At 48.5% G+C, this 17519-nt stretch carries 16 protein-coding genes and 2 riboswitches; of the genes, 5 read left to right on the forward strand and 11 right to left on the reverse strand.

Going from position 1 to position 17519, the window contains the following annotated elements; translation table 11 throughout:
• The 5 genes from I2H74_RS13235 to kdpF form a co-directional block, all read right to left on the reverse strand.
• Positions 1–1838 (reverse strand): histidine kinase (locus tag I2H74_RS13235; RefSeq protein ID WP_229106653.1); only part of this gene is annotated, 1838 nt, incomplete at its 3' end.
• 171 nt (positions 1839–2009) lie between these two features.
• A complete protein-coding gene (gene kdpC, locus I2H74_RS13240; protein ID WP_195574460.1) occupies positions 2010–2585 on the reverse strand; it encodes a potassium-transporting ATPase subunit KdpC in 576 nt (191 codons plus the stop codon).
• A 16-nt stretch (positions 2586–2601) separates the two neighbouring features.
• Positions 2602–4629 carry a potassium-transporting ATPase subunit KdpB gene (kdpB, locus tag I2H74_RS13245; RefSeq protein WP_195574461.1) on the reverse strand — a complete coding sequence of 676 codons (2028 nt, stop codon included), beginning with the start codon at positions 4627–4629 and terminating at the stop codon, positions 2602–2604.
• Positions 4630–4656: 27 nt separating this feature from the next.
• Positions 4657–6324, reverse strand: coding sequence for a potassium-transporting ATPase subunit KdpA (gene kdpA, locus I2H74_RS13250; protein WP_195574462.1), 1668 nt, complete (start codon positions 6322–6324; stop codon positions 4657–4659).
• A gap of 30 nt (positions 6325–6354) precedes the next feature.
• Entirely contained in the window at positions 6355–6435 is an 81-nt protein-coding gene (kdpF, locus tag I2H74_RS25300) for a K(+)-transporting ATPase subunit F (protein ID WP_139829183.1), read from the reverse strand.
• A 258-nt stretch (positions 6436–6693) separates the two neighbouring features.
• Positions 6694–6860: riboswitch (cyclic di-AMP (ydaO/yuaA leader) on the reverse strand.
• 112 nt (positions 6861–6972) lie between these two features.
• Positions 6973–7173: riboswitch (cyclic di-AMP (ydaO/yuaA leader) on the reverse strand.
• A 527-nt stretch (positions 7174–7700) separates the two neighbouring features.
• Here kdpF and I2H74_RS13260 point away from each other — a divergent pair.
• Together I2H74_RS13260 and I2H74_RS13265 are read left to right on the forward strand one after the other, a co-directional pair.
• Complete coding sequence (locus I2H74_RS13260) at positions 7701–8324, forward strand: hypothetical protein (RefSeq protein ID WP_195574463.1); 624 nt, start codon at positions 7701–7703, stop codon at positions 8322–8324.
• A gap of 143 nt (positions 8325–8467) precedes the next feature.
• The gene (locus I2H74_RS13265) at positions 8468–8635 is read left to right on the forward strand and encodes a hypothetical protein (RefSeq protein WP_195574464.1); all 168 of its coding nucleotides are present in this window, start codon (positions 8468–8470) and stop codon (positions 8633–8635) included.
• A 238-nt stretch (positions 8636–8873) separates the two neighbouring features.
• On the opposite strand, the gene I2H74_RS13270 is transcribed toward I2H74_RS13265, so the two are convergent.
• The 3 genes from I2H74_RS13270 to I2H74_RS13280 all read right to left on the reverse strand — a co-directional run bounded on the left by I2H74_RS13270 (position 8874) and on the right by I2H74_RS13280 (position 10916).
• On the reverse strand, positions 8874–9419 hold the full coding sequence (locus tag I2H74_RS13270) for a GNAT family N-acetyltransferase (RefSeq protein ID WP_195574465.1): 546 nt from the start codon (positions 9417–9419) through the stop codon (positions 8874–8876).
• 47 nt (positions 9420–9466) lie between these two features.
• Positions 9467–10216 (reverse strand): AAA family ATPase, encoded by a 750-nt coding sequence (locus I2H74_RS13275; RefSeq protein WP_195574466.1) that lies wholly within the window; start codon positions 10214–10216, stop codon positions 9467–9469.
• A gap of 184 nt (positions 10217–10400) precedes the next feature.
• Positions 10401–10916 carry a YfiT family bacillithiol transferase gene (locus tag I2H74_RS13280; protein WP_195574467.1) on the reverse strand — a complete coding sequence of 172 codons (516 nt, stop codon included), beginning with the start codon at positions 10914–10916 and terminating at the stop codon, positions 10401–10403.
• A 193-nt stretch (positions 10917–11109) separates the two neighbouring features.
• Between I2H74_RS13280 and I2H74_RS13285 the strand changes: the two genes are divergently transcribed.
• The 3 genes from I2H74_RS13285 (at position 11110) to I2H74_RS13295 (ending at position 13782) form a co-directional block, all read left to right on the forward strand.
• A complete protein-coding gene (locus tag I2H74_RS13285; protein ID WP_195574468.1) occupies positions 11110–11985 on the forward strand; it encodes an AraC family transcriptional regulator in 876 nt (291 codons plus the stop codon).
• A 211-nt stretch (positions 11986–12196) separates the two neighbouring features.
• Positions 12197–12811 carry a nitroreductase family protein gene (locus tag I2H74_RS13290; RefSeq protein ID WP_195574469.1) on the forward strand — a complete coding sequence of 205 codons (615 nt, stop codon included), beginning with the start codon at positions 12197–12199 and terminating at the stop codon, positions 12809–12811.
• Positions 12812–13011: 200 nt separating this feature from the next.
• On the forward strand, positions 13012–13782 hold the full coding sequence (locus tag I2H74_RS13295; protein WP_195574470.1) for a class I SAM-dependent methyltransferase: 771 nt from the start codon (positions 13012–13014) through the stop codon (positions 13780–13782).
• A gap of 172 nt (positions 13783–13954) precedes the next feature.
• Here the strand turns inward: I2H74_RS13295 and I2H74_RS13300 are convergent, their stop codons facing one another.
• The 3 genes from I2H74_RS13300 to I2H74_RS13310 form a co-directional block, all read right to left on the reverse strand.
• Positions 13955–14194, reverse strand: coding sequence for a glutaredoxin family protein (locus I2H74_RS13300; RefSeq protein ID WP_195574471.1), 240 nt, complete (start codon positions 14192–14194; stop codon positions 13955–13957).
• 51 nt (positions 14195–14245) lie between these two features.
• Positions 14246–14902 (reverse strand): nitrite reductase, encoded by a 657-nt coding sequence (locus I2H74_RS13305; protein ID WP_195574860.1) that lies wholly within the window; start codon positions 14900–14902, stop codon positions 14246–14248.
• 168 nt (positions 14903–15070) lie between these two features.
• Complete coding sequence (locus I2H74_RS13310) at positions 15071–17503, reverse strand: heavy metal translocating P-type ATPase (protein ID WP_195574472.1); 2433 nt, start codon at positions 17501–17503, stop codon at positions 15071–15073.
• Positions 17504–17519: the final 16 nt, after the last annotated feature.

The following is a 17519-nucleotide window of genomic DNA, read 5'->3' on the forward strand; positions in this document are numbered from 1 at the left end:
GCAATAAGATTGCCAGAGGTGAAGAAATGGCTCAGCGCCTGATCCACCTTCTCCATCGCATAAATGTGGCCTTCCCGCATGCGCTGGCGGAGCGCTTCTGGCGTAACATCGATCAATTCCACTTCATCAGCAAGCCGAAGAATAAAGTCGGGAATCGTCTCCCGGACCCTCACACCTGTGATTTGCTCCACCGCATCATTCAAGCTCTCTAGATGCTGTACATTCACGGTTGCAATAACGGATATTCCCGCTTCCAGCAGTTCAATCACATCTTCGTACCGCTTTTTATGCTTCGATCCCGGCATGTTAGTATGGGCCAGCTCGTCAACCAGCACGACATCAGGATCACAGGCAATAATGGCGTCCGTGTCCATCTCCTCAAGAACCCGTCCCTGATAGACGATCTGCTTTCTTGGCAGAATGGGCAGATTCCCAATCTGCTCCTCCGTCTCTTTTCTGCCATGGGTCTCAAGCAGTCCAATATCAACCCGCACACCCTTCTTAAGCAAAATATTGCCTTCTCTCAGCATCGTGTACGTCTTCCCCACTCCAGGTGCCGCTCCGATGTAAACTTTAAAGGTGCCCCGTTTGATTCTTCCGATCTTCTCATCGACCTCATGGGAGCTAAGGCGATGGTAAGCCTCGCCCTTTCCTTTTTTCAGAGACGCTTCCTTGCGGGCAATACGCGCAGGAAGGATGCGCTCTCCTTCCTGCGCAGCTCGGTCTGCCATCATAAACACATCGATATTTTTCATCTTCCTTAAAATCTCGTACACAAGCGATCCCTGCCACAGCTCTTGCCACCGCGTCTGCTTGGAATGCCCTAGCACGATGCGAGTGACGTTGTGGGACAGCGCATAATGAACCAATCTCCAAGACAGCTCCCGTCTCGAAACGATGGATAGTTCCTCGAAAGTCCCGCCGACCTTGGACACCAGCTTCTTCATCGACTGCTTGAATACCTGCTGCTCCTTCGTCAGCTTCTTCGTTGCCTTTGTGAACACAACGACCATGAGGTCGCCGTTCAGGCGCCTTGCCACCTGTTGGCCTCGCCGCACGTAAATAGAGCCGTTCCAGTGATATTGCGTGGATACGAGAATGCGTTCCGCCGCCCCGGAGGGACCAATGAGCCCCATCTCCTCGCGGTGCTTCTCCAAGGAATCATTGACCCCATCTGCAACAAGCCGAAGCGCAAGCTCGCGCAGAATGCTGAGATTGCCATGCTTAAAGTGGCGGAGCTCCGCTTGATTGCGAAGATGACCATCGGAGAGTCGCTGCAGCAGGGTTTCCGGGGTTACGTCGATCAGTTGGACTTCGTCGGCAAGCGCTAGGGTATCATCTGGAACGGTTTCTTTTACAGAGATGCCCGCAAGCTTCTTGGCTGCCTCTGTCACCCCTTCCAGCTCATAGACGTTTACCGTCGTAATCACGCTGATACCACGAGCGAGCAGCAGCTGGATATCCTCAAGCCTTGTCTTATGCTCCGCGCCCGGACGATTCCGATGCGCGAGGCCATCGACAAGCACAACCTCTGGATTGCGTGAGAGCAGGGCTTCAAGATTCAAATCTTTCTGCTCAACCCCATTGCGCTGCCAATGCAAGCTTGGGACACGTTCAAGCTCTGCCAGCTGCTCCATCGTCTCTGGCCGCTGCTTCGTGGATACCGCGCAAATAACCACATCAATGCCCTGCTCCTGCAAAGCCTGCCCTTCGCGAAGCATATGATAGGTTTTCCCGGAGCCGCTGACCGCTCCAATATAGATCTTGAACCAGCCCTGCTGCAGCTTGTTGATGGAGCTTAGAATCTCCTCTGGGGTTTTTCGCTTGAACGGGTCCATCTCCCGCCCTCCTTTTCTTCTTATTTTTATTAGGCTATCTCGTCTGCAATCATTGTCGGAAGTCTATAGCGGACCTCCACAATCTGCGCATCTTTCAATCTAAATGGGGAAAGACCCTTGCGAATGCATAAGCATCCTTCAGGGTCAATCCTACAATCCACGAAACACTATTTACGATTGTGCTCTCACTTTTTGAAGCTCCAGATTCAGCTCTAGCACATTCACTCTTGGCTCACCTAAAAAACCAAGCTCTCGGCCTTCGGTATGGCGCTCAATCATTTGCGTAAGGTCACTTGCTGTAATCCCCGTTTCTTTCTCAATTCGAGGAATCTGTACACGTGCGCTTTCAGGGCTGATATGAGGATCAAGCCCTGATCCTGAGTTTGTCAGCAGATCCACCGGCACCTCTTCGACAGGCACCTGCGGATTCTCCACCTTCCATTGTTCCATGGACTCTTTTACCCGTGACAGCATATCGGGACTCGATGGCGCATAGTTCGGAGAACCAGAACCCGCACCGTTATATGCAATGCTTGAGATTCGTCCATGGAAATATCCCGGGTCTGTGAAAGCTTGCCCGATCAGCTTGGAGCCTACCAGCTCTCCCTGCTCATTCTTGATCAGACTGCCGTTCGCCTGAAAGGGCATGAACGCCTGAGAGACGCCTGTTACAGCCAAGTTGTACAGCACTCCGCACAGCAGCATAAATACTAAGCTCACTCGTAAAGTTATCGTGACGATCTTCATCGTATTCCACCTCGTATTAAGCCCAGAATTGGACTAAAAGATCAATCAATTTGATGCCGGCAAAAGGGACAATGACTCCACCCAAGCCATAGACCAATAAATTCCGCCGCAGAAGCTGTGAAGAGCTCATCGGCTTATAAGCGACCCCTTTCATCGCTAGCGGGATCAGGATCGGAATAATAATGGCATTAAAAATTAATGCCGATAATATCGCAGACATCGGGGAGTGAAGCTTCATAATATTGAGCGCTTCAAGCTCCGGAATGGCCAGCATGAACATCGCCGGAATAATTGCGAAGTATTTGGCAATATCGTTTGCGATGCTAAAGGTCGTCAATGCGCCACGAGTCATAAGCAATTGTTTGCCAATCGAGACAACTTCAATGATCTTCGACGGGTCAGAGTCCAGATCGATCATGTTGGCCGCTTCCTTCGCAGCGACCGTGCCGCTGTTCATCGCGATTCCCACATCCGCCTGCGCAAGTGCAGGCGCGTCGTTCGTACCGTCGCCTGTCATCGCGACGAGCTTGCCTTCCGCTTGCTCGCGGCGAATGACCGCAATCTTATCCTCCGGCTTGCTCTCTGCAATGAAGTCATCGACACCCGCCTCCTTCGCAATTGTCGCTGCCGTAAGTGGATTATCCCCTGTACACATGATGGTCTTAATCCCCATCTTGCGCATCTGATCGAACCGCTCGCGCATGCCTGGCTTCACCGTATCCTTCAGATATATCAAGCCGTAAATCGCATGATCCACTGCAACCGCTAGCGGTGTCCCTCCTGCAGAAGCGATAGCATCGCTGTTTGGATCAAGATCAGCCGGAATGTCTCCGCCTTGGGATAGAACCCACTGCTTCACAGCATCCACAGCGCCTTTGCGAATCTTGCGGCCGTCCGGCATATCGACGCCGCTCATTCTGGTTTCTGCCTTAAACTCTATAAAGGTTCCATCGCGAACGAGCGATGGCTCATATGGATAATCCAGCTTCTTCATCAGTTCAAGAACCGATCGCCCTTCAGGCGTATCGTCCTGTACCGAGCTCATCGCTGCCCAGTATCCTACCTCTTGTGATGCATGCGTGCCAACCGGAACGAACTCGCTCGCCATCCGGTTCCCGTAGGTGATTGTACCCGTTTTATCCAAAATGATCGTATTGATATCCCCAGAAGCTTCCACGGCCTTCCCGGACATCGCGAGCACGTTGAACTGCGTAACCCGGTCCATCCCTGCAATCCCGATCGCAGACAGCAATCCGCCAATCGTTGTTGGGATCAAGCACACCAATAATGCAATCAGTACCGGCACTTCCAATTGAATATTTAAATAGTTTGCAAAGAACGGCAGCGTCACGACGACCACCAGAAAGATGAGGGTCAAGCTCACAAGCACGGTGTTGAGCGCGATCTCATTCGGCGTCTTCTGGCGCTTCGCTCCCTCAACCAAGGAAATCATCCGATCTAAGAATGACTCGCCGGGATCGCTTGTAATCCTCACTTGAATCTGGTCGCTGATGACGCGCGTACCGCCTGTTACAGAGCTGAAGTCACCACCCGCTTCCTTCAGCACAGGCGCCGATTCCCCTGTAATCGCGGATTCATCTACGGAAGCAAGCCCTTTGATCACCTCGCCATCGCCTGGGATCATCTCACCCTGTGAGACGACGACGACATCACCTTTACGGAGATCCGTCGAAGGAACTTGCACAAGGTCATGCCCGACCAGCTTGTTGGCCGTAATCTCCTTCTTCGTCTGCTTCAGGGAATTCGCCTGCGCCTTGCCTCGGCCTTCCGCCAACGCTTCCGCAAAGTTGGCAAACAGCAGTGTAAACAATAAGATAAGCGCAACGGCTATATTGAAGCCGAAGGATACGGTGTTGCCGAAGGCATCCGGCATGAAGATGAGGAACAGGGTAATCAAGAACCCGACCTCAACGACAAACATAATCGGATTGCGTATCATCGTCTTTGGATTTAATTTTATAAACGCTTCTTTTAGGGCCTGATTCACCACTGCACGATTCCATGAACTTTTGTTCGTGCTCATATGCTTCTCCTCCAATGTAACTCCGATCTATGGCAATAAAGTCAAATGCTCAGCAATAGGTCCCAGCACCAGCGCCGGGAAGAAGGTCAAGGCGCCTACGATCAGCACCGCAACCAGGAATACTCCTGCAAACAAGGCGTTGTCTGTACGGAACGTCCCGCTCGTTTCCGGCACAGGCTTCTTCGCTGCCAGGGAGCCAACTACCGCAAGCATCGTGATTACCGAGCAGTAGCGGCCAAGATACATGACAATCCCTGTGGTGATGTTCCAAAAGGATGTGGCATCTCCAAGCCCTTCAAACCCTGAGCCGTTATTAGCGGCAGAGGACGTATATTCATACAGCACCTGCGTCAATCCATGGAAACCTGGATTCGAGATCGTATCCGCATTCGTAAACAGCGCGATCGCTGTTGGGATCAGAATCAGAAACGGGGGAATGAGCATCGTCACTGCGATCAGCTTCATTTCCTTGCCCTCAATCTTCTTGCCTAAAAATTCCGGTGTGCGCCCCACCATAAGACCTGACAAGAATACGGCAATCATGGCATACATCAACACGTTCAAGAAGCCAGCTCCCACACCGCCAAACACCGTGTTCAGCATCATGTTGACGATCGCGATCATCCCTGCGATTGGGGTCAAGGTATCATGCATCGTGTTGACGGCACCTGTCTCGGCCGCAGTCGTAACCACAGAGTAAAGAGAAGATTGAGCAAGGCCAAATCGGACCTCTTTCCCCTCCATCGAGCCTTGCGCTTCGTTAACACCAAGCGCATGCAGCGCAGGATTGCCTGCTGCCTCACTGGCTAACGAGATGCCCAAGAACAAGAGAAACATCATCGCCATCGAGACGAATAGGACACGCCCTTGCTTTTTATTGCCCACCATGATGCCATACGTAAATGGAAGCGAGGTTGGGAGAAGCAGCATTAACAGCATTTGCAGCATATTGCTGATTGCGCCCGGGTTCTCGAATGGATGCGCTGAATTGGCTCCGAAGAACCCGCCCCCGTTGTTCCCAAGCTCCTTAATCGACAGGAATGAACCAACGGGTCCGCGTGCAATCTCTTGGGCCTGACCTTCCACGGTCTTTACAACAGCCGTAGGCTCCAGCGTTTGCGGTACGCCAAGGGCAACGAAGATCAACGCACTTACGAATGCGATCGGCAGCAATATTCTCGTAATCGCACGGACCAGATCGACAAAGAAGTTGCCAAGCGGCTTGCTTGCAAGGCCTCTCATGAACGCAATCGCTACCGCAAACAGCGTAGCAGGCGCCACGAACAGCATGAACACAATCGCAATCATTTGCGATAAATAAGATAAGCCTGTTTCTCCGCTATAATGCTGTAAGTTCGTATTCGTCATAAAGCTGATTGCCGTATTGAAGGCAACCGTCGGCTCCATGGAAGCAACCCCGCTCGGATTAAGCGGGAGCATGCCTTGCAAACGGAAGATCACATAGACAATCAAGATCATCACTGTATTGCTGAGCACCGCTGACATCGCATACTGCTTCCAGCTTTGATTCTCTTGGCGAATGCCGCTTAGACGATAAATAAGATTCTCAAATGGACCGAACCACCGATCCAGCCCCGTGCGTTCATTGTTGAATGCATGGGCAATATAATGACCTGTCGGGCGTGCCAGCAGGCACGCGATCAACAAGAGCAATGCTATTGAAATCCAAGCCATGGTTGTCACTTGAATCGCTCCTTCATCCATCTAGAATTTCTCTGGGTTAATCAGGGCATAGCCCAAATACAAGAAGATGGCGATGATGATCACCGCAAGCACCCACATCATCTTTCATCCCTTCCTTCTTCTGTGGCATGAGATGCCCACTTTGCAAGCCCCAGCATCAATGCTGCAAGCAAGCCTACCAGCGCAATCATAATCACATCGTTCATGACGAACCTCCTGTTTTTTTGCCTCTATCACGTAGAAATTCACATCTTTACCCTAAAAAAGGCAACAAAAAAGAAGCATGGCTTAGAGGAACTCCTCTCCATGCTTCTTCAGTCACAGTCAAATAAGACCGTGTCCAATATGCGCGGTTCGCAAGTGTCCTCTCTGTACGCTTACGAGGTTAGCTGTCGGATTCGGGCTCAAAGAGTAGCCCTACTCGATTGCTCGAGACTCACCCCATGTGGTCGAATAGTCGTCTATCAACGACTGACCACGGTTGGTTCCCCCGCTCCCTATGTCTAGGGACTCAGCGATTCAAAAGATCCATATTGTTGGATGTTGGATGTTCAAACTTATAATGATTCACGTACACCTTGCTGTGTACTCGTATGCCGCGTCATAACGACGCTAGTATCATATTGATTCGCGATATAATTCTCCTCTCTTCACGACGCTTGCGAGGTTAGCTGTCGGATTCGGGCAGTGAGAGTCGCCCTACAGTGTTGGAGAAGGCCATGGTCCTTCTCTACTGATTCACCCCGAGTGTACACTGCCTTCGGCTCTCACCCCGAAGGACAGATGTTCACGATGTTGGTTCCCCCGCGCTCCCTATGAAGCATTCAGCGTTTTTCCCAGTGGGTCTTGATTCATGAGATGTATCTTACTCCCTTCTCTCAGGACTTGCAAAGCAAGGTTTTTGAATTTTCACCATGAAAAAGACCAGTTTTAAACCCATTACGGGGATTTCATGATAAATTAATGCTTTATCTGCAAAAATCTCTGTTTTCCATTCAGGTTTTCATTTTCTTGAAAATCACGCAAATATCTTGCATTCTATCTCTTTCCTTTCGATAACGCTAATCAGTACCATAAAAAATAAAACAAGAAATTAGGCGTATAATCGAGATATTCCAAGTAAGATCTAGATCGGGTTCATTTTAATACCAGATACGGACCTCATTACTATAATCATCCAAATTTTCGAGGTATTTATAAGCGTTTCTGCTTTTACACTGACACCTGATGTCCTTTATGATTCAGAGTAACCTTGAAACAATCGTTCATCTAATCACACGATCAGATATAGAAAAATAAACATACTCCCATTGCTAGGCACCAATGAACTGCAGCTTGTAGGAGCGTTGGGATAGGAGGAGAAGCAATTGCAGTCAAAATGCATATCAAGCATCGAGCTCTACGCATGGGATGATCCAGACGGCATCGATGAAGCATCAAGAAAACCTCGCTATAAACGATACGGGATTCTCCGGATCACGTGCGGTATTCATCAAGGAATCGGACAGTGTCTATTGTCCAACGGGACGAAGCGAGAGGATCTCATTCGTTGGGGTAGCTATCTGCGTACTTTTCGAAAATGTAAAATGGCAGAAGCGTTGCAGTTCCTAGAGAAGAAAGGAAGTTGCTGGAGTCATGAGCAGCATCATCTCGTGCGTACAGCTCTAATGAATCTAATGGAGAATCGTATTCAGGCTCGCCTGTATGGGACGATCATGCATACGTTTCTTTCCTATCAACAGCTCTGCCAGCGTAGATGGCCTATCGAACAAGGCATGGTAGGCATGCCTGCCCGTACTGAACGGCAAGCTGCTGCACGACCTATTCCGGCAGCCGTCATCTTTGCTGATGCAGCGGCTATAAAGCACTCGGGGACTCTTGATGCCGATAATTGCCGGCACTTGCCCCGCTTCCCACTCTTACGAGAAAAGTCAAAGCCGGAGGCGCATGAATGGATACAATACGCTACCGCTTACTACTCCGTTCTATAACATGGAGAATTGTAGGATATCGATACCATACCTCATCATGAACCATCTCGACAATAATACATGAAAAAGCAACCCAAAAATTAAAAAGACATAAGGCATGATGATATGATCTAAACTGGCTATGTATTGAGGGGTGTGTAGTAATGAAAATAATGAATAAAAAGTTCATCGTCCTTGGACTAGCTGCTCTCATTTTGATTACAGGTACAACCGCATATGCTAGCGGCACGTTCTCTTCTCTTTTTCCAAATGCAAGTGCTGAACAACAAGAAGAAGTAAAAAAAATCGAATATAAAATAAATCAATCATAGACCAAAGGAAAGGAAATACTTCTAAACGGCTTTGCTTATAAGTCCAGATTAGTCACAAGCTTTGGTTTACTGGGAAAAAGCGAATGGCTCTTATTTGGTCATGGAGTTAAAGACCAAAATCACAGGCTCCAAAGATTGGTACTTAGCTGGAGTTAGAACACTTCCCGCCGAATAATGCTCATTGATCAAAACAGCCCTTCATTTATCAACAGGGCTGTTTTTTGTTTATAAGTAACAACTATTTGGCTTCCTTTCGATGCTCAATAAGCCAGCAATCTCTCATCTCTCCCTCGTGCCATTCATGCTGCTTCAGCAATGTCTTTTTCACAAATCCGCACTTCTCATAGACTCTTAGCGCCCGCTCATTCCAGACTTGGGGATCCATGATAATGACATCAGCCTGCTCTACTGTATGTAGGTAGTCCACCATCGCTTGGATTAACGATGTTCCGATTCCTTTGTTCCAGCAATCTATCTCGCCGATGAACTGATCCATGCCATAGATGCGGCTTGTCAGATCCTCATAGCCGTATTCCTCTCGCTCTTCTCCAATAGGATAATACTGGATGTAGCCAATCGGCTCATCCTGATACTCGATGATGCATCGATGCTCTTCATCCGCCTCCACATAAAAACGCTCCTGCACAAGAGCCAGATCATGAGGACGATCCCGCCCCTCATAGTAGGCGAGAACCTGCGGATCACTCAACCATTTGACGAGTAAAGCAGCATCCTCTTCCTTTAACGGTCGAACCGATATTTCACCAATGTGGAACAATGTCATTCATACTCCTCCCTCTGCACCAAGCTCTCACTGCCTTTCAGTCTCTTTTATGGCCGGAATAATTCAGCCAGCATACGCTCTTTGTTGTTCACAAATTCCTTCATGATTAAGAAATGATCCGTCTCCTCCAACACATGAACTGCAATTCCATCTGCAGTAAGCTCGTAAATGACAGAGTCTGGGTAAGCCATTAAAATAGGAGAATGCGTTGCAATGATAAATTGAGACCGCTCCTGTACCAGCTCATGCATGCGAGACAGCATGGCCAATTGACGGAAGGGAGACAGCGCCGCCTCCGGCTCGTCCAACACATACAAGCCTTGACCCCCAAAGCGATGGACGAAGGTGGCGAAGAACGATTCCCCATGAGACTGCTCATGCAGTGATTTGCCGCCGTACGATTCCTTAATCGGTGGACTATAAGACTCTTCACGGTCGAGCTCATCCATATGGGTAGCCAGATTGTAGTAGCTTTCTGCCCGAAAGAAGAACCCATCCTTTGGCTTGCTTACGCCCCGTACAAGCTTCATATATTCATAAAGACGCGAGTGGGTCGCCGCTGTGGAAAACGTAAAGTTCCGCGTCCCTCCTTCTGGGTTAAAGCCCAAAGCGACCGCAATCGCCTCCATCAGGGTAGACTTGCCCATCCCATTTTCGCCTACAATATAAGTAACCTTAGGATGGAACTCCAGTGACTGAAGATGCTGAATGACTTTAAGATTAAAGGGATAATGGTCAAAGGAAGGAATGCGGCTCTTGTCTAATTCGATTCTTCTTAGGTAGGTATCGAGGTTCATGGCATGGCTCCTTTCCGAACCTTATGCATTGTAAACCTTGCTATACTTTTTATTCTACACGCTGATTGTAAAATAATAAAAAGGGTGAGACTACCCGTTGGCCTCACCATCTTCTATATGGTATCCAGCCTTCCTAATACGAACTAGGCTTCAAAGGGCGGATGTTTGTAATAATGAACTTCCCCTAGACACGCTTCAACGCATTGTGGATATGCGCCAGATGATGATTACTGTGCCAAGCATATATCCCAATATTTTGGGCAACAGATACTACACCTGAATCAGGATGCACAAAGGTCCGTGCAAGCTGCTCCTCTGACAGACTCTCAAGCAGGTATACCCAGCGCTCGTGCAGCGCTTCGATCAGCTTCAAGGAAACTGCAATCGGCAGTCTGGAATCAGGAAGCTCTGCCCACTTATCCTCCGCATAAGGCTTGATGGTTGGATTGTCTTCTGTTAACGCTAATTTGAATCGTACATAGGCATTGGCATGACTATCTGCAAGGTGATGCACAACCTGTCGGATCGTCCAACCGCCTTCGCGGTAAGCTTGATCAAGCTCCTGTTCGCTAGCATGCTGAACAGTCTCCATGAGCCTGATTGGGAGCAGCCTGATCTCCTGTATCCATGAACAGATGTCTTCCTTCGAAATCAGTGCGGGACAATCAAAGGTTCCGATTGGGTATTGGTCACGATTCATTCCATGCTCACTCCTGACTTAACTGTTAACTGATCTGGTTTATTCATGAGAGTTAATGCGAATAATCAACATCATGATTATAAGGACATTTCTTATCCATCTACCATCATAATCGATCATTCTCATACTTGAAAAGTCGGATCTAAGACTTCCGATCCCGCTACAATGAAAACTGTAAGGAGGGAAATACAAAATGGATATGCTAAGGGACTTGAATCAGGCGCTTGCCTACATTGAAGACCATCTTGATCAGGACATTGATTACGACAAGCTTGCTCAGCTGGCAGGAACGTCAGACTATCATTTTCGCAGATTATTTTCCTATTTGTCCGGGATGTCACTAAACAGCTATATTCGTAACCGCAGGCTGTCCGAGGCTAGCCTGGAGCTGCAAAGAGATCCTGTTAGAGTCATTGATGTTGCGATCAAGTATGGGTATCAATCGGCCGATGGATTTACAAGAGCCTTCAAGGATTGGTGCGGCCTTAACCCGTCTGAGGTGAAGAGCTCAACTCAGCTAAAGGTGTTTCCGCGTATGACCTTCCAACTTACCGTTCAAGGAGGCGTGGATATGAATTATCGCATTGTTCAAAAAGAAGCTTTTAAGCTAGTAGGCGTGAAAAAGCGCGTGCCCATCATATTTGAGGGACAAAATCCCGAGATTATGAAACTGATGCAGTCTATTACAGCAGAGCAAAGAATGAAGCTGCAAAGCTATCGCAACACAGAGGTAAGCACGGTCGTGAATGCATCGTACCATTTTGACGAAGGCCGAAAGGAGGAGAAAGGTGAGCTTGATCACCTGATCGGCTCCATTACCACTTTGGATATCGATTTCGAAGCATTTGAGGTTGTCGAGGTGCCAGCTTGTACATGGGCGATATTCAGTTCCGAGGGCCCTTTTCCAAAGACCATGCAGGATATGTGGGCCAAGATCGCTTCAGAATGGCTCCCCTCCTCTCACTATGAGCTGATCGATGTTCCTGAAATATCCTTTACAGGCGACATGTCCAATCTACAGCAGGTGTACAGTGAAATATGGATTGGCGTTACGGAAAAGGGGCAGTAAAGTTAAAAAAGAAAATGCAGCAGAAGCTGCAATAACATGTCGTAATATACCAGCAAGCCTTGATCTGTATTATATAGGGATCAAGGCTTTTTATGCTGCTTATGAGCCATTACTCAGCATCCATCTTCTTATAGGGAGATGTCCTTTCATGTATGCAATCACGAAATTAAGACACAATAGAAATATCTTTGTTTTTATGGAGGCTTACCGAATGACGAACTCTTTAAACGCACAAGGTTTCTTAGAAACCATTAAAGCTCGCAGAACGATTTATGGCATTGGCAAAGAAGCTGTGGTATCTGATCAGACCATTCAATCCATTATTGAAGAAGCCATTCAGCACACTCCATCGGCGTTCAACTCCCAGAGCGCAAGAGTGGTCGTCCTATTTGGAGAGCACCATGATAAGCTGTGGGACATCACGACAGAGACCCTTCGCAAGATCGTTCCTCAAGATAGCTTTGAACCGACCCAGCAGCGCATGAATGGCTTTAAAAACGGCTATGCAACGGTATTATTCTTCGAGGATATGGCAGTGGTTGAATCGCTTCAGCAGCAATTTGAAGCCTACAAAGACAACTTCCCAACCTGGTCGCAGCAGTCTAACGGCATGCTGCAACTGGTGATCTGGACAGCACTGGAAGCAGAAGGTCTTGGCGCCAACCTGCAGCACTATAATCCTCTGATTGATGACGAGGTTAAACAGCAATGGAGCATCCCCGCTACGTGGAAGCTGATCGCTCAAATGCCGTTTGGCAAAAAGACAGTGGAGCCGAATGAAAAAGAATTCAAGTCTGTTGCAGAGAAAGTTAAGTTCGTGAAATAACAAATGAACGTTAATCATGGAAGATCTCATTCGAATAGAATGGGGTCTTTTTGCTTTCAAAAAAAGATAGCAAGTATTCAGTAAGGGCATAGTCAAAATTCATTATTATCTAAATACAACCTATACACCCTTCACCTCCGTCAATTAAATTTAAATCAATGCATGGTGAAAAATAACGCTGTTTGTTGTGGAGGACTAAAATGGCATACGACAATATGGAAGAGTATATAGATCCATCCCGTTATGATATAGAGAATCAAGGGCATCCTGAGCTTGGATTGATCCTTCAAGCCATCTCGGCTATAGAAGGTCCTATTGTGGATCTGGCCTGCGGTACGGGGAGATTGACGCTGCCGTTAGCCGAAGCTGGCTTCAGCATGATTGGCATCGATCTTCATGAAGGCATGTTGGAGACAGCAAGAAGCAAAGCCTTGGCACGAGGCCTGGATATCGAGTGGCTGCAAGCCAATGCGCTCAATCTCAAATTGAAGTCGAGAGCGTCTGCCTTCACTATGGTTGGCAATAGCTTTCAGCATTTTTTGACGCAAGAACAACAACTCAATCTTTTGAGGCAAATCAATCATAACTTAGCTCCAGATGGCCTGCTGATCTTCGATCTTCGCTTTCCTTCCCGAGCTGAGCTTGCAACATCTGCGCGTGAAGATCTAGCCTATACTTATAAGGATCAATATGGTCAGCAATGCAGTGTCTATTATGAAAGCCGTTATGATCCGGTGACCCAGATTCAGCATAATACGACCTACCGAGTGACCAAGCTTTCTAATGGTGGAAAATCCACCGACGATTCTCGCATCGATCTAAGGTTCACCTATCCTCAAGAGCTTAAACTCTTGTTGGCACAAGCAGGGTTCGAGCTTCAAGCATGGTACGGAAGCTGGAATGGCGTGCCTCTTGGCGAGGATTATCCCAGCATCGTCGTGGTCTGTCAACGAGGAAAGAATGCATGCTAATTACAGGGCATAGCCTCCTTTATCAGATATTCCCATTCCGCCTATTTCCAACAATTTGTGGATGATAGATCGTGTTTAATTCATCTGTTCCCTATTTCATCCATACTACCAAAAAAGCCCTCTGATAACCGACTTGTAATCGGGCTCTCAGAGGGCCTTATCTATTCAAAGATCACTTCACCAGATCACTAATTTTCTGCAGATTATCCGCGAATCCGATAAATACCTGATCGCCAATGACAATCGTCGGCACGATTTGCTTGCCGGTCAATTCCAGCACCTCTCTGGCATACTGCACATGTTCCTCGCAGTTATAATCAGTGTATGGAATGCCATTTTCTTTTAAAAAACGCTTGGCATAATTGCAGTCACTACACGTTGGAATCGAGTAAATCTTCAATGGCTCAGTCATGAATCAACACACCTTTCGCACATTTTCACTACCCCTTACGTCCTGCTTCCATTAACTTTGAACGGATTCTCTGGCTTCCCTGTTCTCTTCAATGGCGACTTTCCGCAGTTCCTCAAGTGTGACTCGATGGATGAATTTCTTGAACTTCTCTTTCCCTTTCGCATTGGCTTTATAAAAATCGATGATCGCGAACACAACAGGTACGAGCTGCGTCTCCGCCAGGCCAGATGCAAGCTGCTCCGCAAATGAGGTCTTAAGCCCTTTCGACTCTCCTCCGACATACAAATCGAAGCGGTCCCGCATTTTGACAACGGCGATATCCTTTAGCAGGGGCTCGCTTGTTCCAAGCGCACAGCCCGCATACCCGATCTTCATCGGCATAGGCGTCTCAATGCCCGCGATCGCTTTATTCAATCGCTTCGCTGTCTCCAGTCCCGCCTCCTCTGCGCCTTTGCAGAAGTTGCAAGCGATCAGGCTTTTCGTAACGAAGCCTGCCGGATTCACCTCCAGACCGGCACGCTTGAGCCCCCCCTCGATCGCTTCCCGCTCCTCTGCTGCCACTTCGACATACAGCTGCCTGAATGGGGTCATCTCAATTTTGGAATCGGAGCCTACAATCGTTCCAATAGTCGCTAGCTGCTCCGGCGTAAATAAACTTCCTCCCACCTGTATTGGAGGGCTTACCGCAATGACCGCCTTCTCTCCCATGATCCTTCTCCCCCAATCCGTTGTTGCAAGGGCAGAACCATCAATGAACTTTAATGGTTCTGCCCTGCTCCTAACCGATATAACCACGACGATGCAAGTACCTTTCCCACTTTCGTTCATCAATCAGCATCATCATGTCGTACGCGGTACATATGCATGTCTTCAAGATTAATGACGAATCTTCACGCGCTGGAGACGAAGCGCATTAAGAACAACCGAGACGGAGCTTAATGCCATAGCTGCTCCGGCTACCCATGGAGCCAACAATCCAATCGCAGCAATCGGGATGCCTAGCGTATTGTAGCCAAGCGCCCAGAACAGGTTCTGCTTAATATTCTGCATCGTCTTGCGGCTCATGTAGATCGCATCTGGAATGCTGGACAGGTCGCCGCGCATCAGCGTAACATCAGCAGCTTCCATCGCAACGTCCGTACCTGTGCCGATCGCCATACCGATATCCGCGGTTGCAAGCGCAGGAGCATCATTGATGCCATCCCCGACCATCGCGACTTTTTTGCCTTCAGCCTGCAGCTTCTTCACTTCTTCTGCTTTTCCTTCAGGGAGAACCTCAGCACGCACATGGTCAATTCCAACCTGAGCTGCAATCGCCTTCGCTGTACGCTCATTGTCTCCCGTAATCATGATAACCTGAATCCCCAAGCCTTTAAGACGGCTGACAGCATCCTTGGAGCTTTCTTTAATCGTATCCGCTACCGCAACCAAGCCTGCATATTGCTTATTAATCGCAACCAGCATCGCCGTCTTGCCGGATTCCTCGAGCCTAGACATCGTATCGTAAGCATGCTTCGCATCAACCTCAAACTTTTCCATCAGGCGTCGTGTGCCAATGAGCAGCTCACGACCCTCCACGACAGCTTGAATCCCGTATCCTGGGATCGCTTCAAAGGATTCTGTGGATGGAAGGTCAATCTGCTTATCCTTAATGCCTTCCACAATCGCTTCCGCAAGCGGATGCTCCGAGTTCTTCTCCGCCGCGCCAACAAGTCTAAGGAATTCCGCTTCATTGCCTTCTGCAAGCACATCCGTAAGCTCCGGCTTGCCTTTTGTAACGGTACCTGTTTTATCTAAAATGATCGTGTCGATCTTATGCGTCTGCTCCAGGTGCTCCCCGCCTTTGAACAGGATGCCGAACTCTGCAGCACGACCGGAGCCCGCCATAATCGAAGTCGGCGTTGCTAGGCCAAGAGCACAAGGACATGCGATAACAAGGATCGCGATCGCTTTTTCCAATGCTTCAGCAAAGTCTCCAGGCGCAACAAGGAAATACCATACGAGAAAGGCAACAACCGCAATACCCACTACGATCGGTACGAAGATACCTGAGATCACATCGGCAATACGTTGAATTGGCGCCTTTGAGCCCTGAGCCTCTTCAACAACCTTGATGATCTGTGCAAGCGCCGTTTCCTTGCCTACCTTCGTTGCTCGAATTCGAAGCATTCCATTCTTGTTGATCGTCGCGCCGATAACAGCGTCTCCTGCTTTCTTCTCTACAGGGATGCTTTCGCCTGTAAGCATGGATTCATCCACGGAAGAGATGCCCTCCAGCACTTCGCCGTCAACAGGCACTTTGTCTCCGGGGCGTACAAGAACAACATCCCCAACGATAACTTCATCAACAGGAATCGTTAGCTCCTGACCATCACGAATCACTAATGCCGTCTTTGCTTGCAATCCCATAAGAGACTTAATGGCCTCAGACGTACGGCCTTTTGCTAATGACTCGAACAACTTGCCCATGAGCACCAGCGTAATCAACACTGCACTGGTCTCGTAATACATAGCTGGCCCGTGATGCGCACTGCCGCCTTTTAAGAACCAATCGATGGTTAGATACAAGCTGTAGAAGTAAGCGGCTGACGTCCCGAGCGACACCAGAACATCCATGTTTGCACTGCCGTTGCGGAGCGCCTTATAAGCCCCTACATAGAATGGCTTCCCGATATAGAACTGAACCGGCGTAGCCAGAATCAATTGGAACCAGGGATTCATGAAGATATCTGGAATCCAGATCCATGAAGTAAAGGAGAAATGGCTGACCATTGACCATAGGAGCGGCAGCGACAGAATGGAGGATACAAGAAGTTTGCGCTTTTGCCGCGTAATCTCCTGCTGGCGATGCTCGGTGGGATCTCCTTTTTCCTGCTTAGGTGCAGCTTTATAGCCTAATTTCTCCACGCGCTGCTGCATATCCGCAATGCTAATATCCGAAGGATTATACTCTACATGAGCTGTCTCCATCGCAAAGTTTACGCTCGCTTTGCTTACGCCTGGCAGCTTATTCAAGGTCTTCTCAATTTTTGTGGCACAAGCTGCGCAGGTCATGCCTGTCAATTCAAGATCAATCGTTTCCTTTGCCGTATCATACCCTAGCTTCTGAATGCGCTCTTCCATCGCCGCCACATCAATCTTGCTCGGGTCATACGTAACGGTTGCACGCTCCAAAGCAAAGTTCACATTCGCTTCTGATACACCTTCAAGCTTATTCAGTCCCTTTTCAATCCGGTTTGCACAAGCCGCACAGGTCATGCCTGTAATCTGCAGCGACGTTTGTTTGGCAGCTGCTTTGCTCGCTTCCATGTGAGATCACCTCTTT

Origin of the sequence: Paenibacillus sp. 1001270B_150601_E10 (assembly GCF_015558675.1) — a bacterium.
Lineage (GTDB): Bacteria > Bacillota > Bacilli > Paenibacillales > Paenibacillaceae > Paenibacillus_B.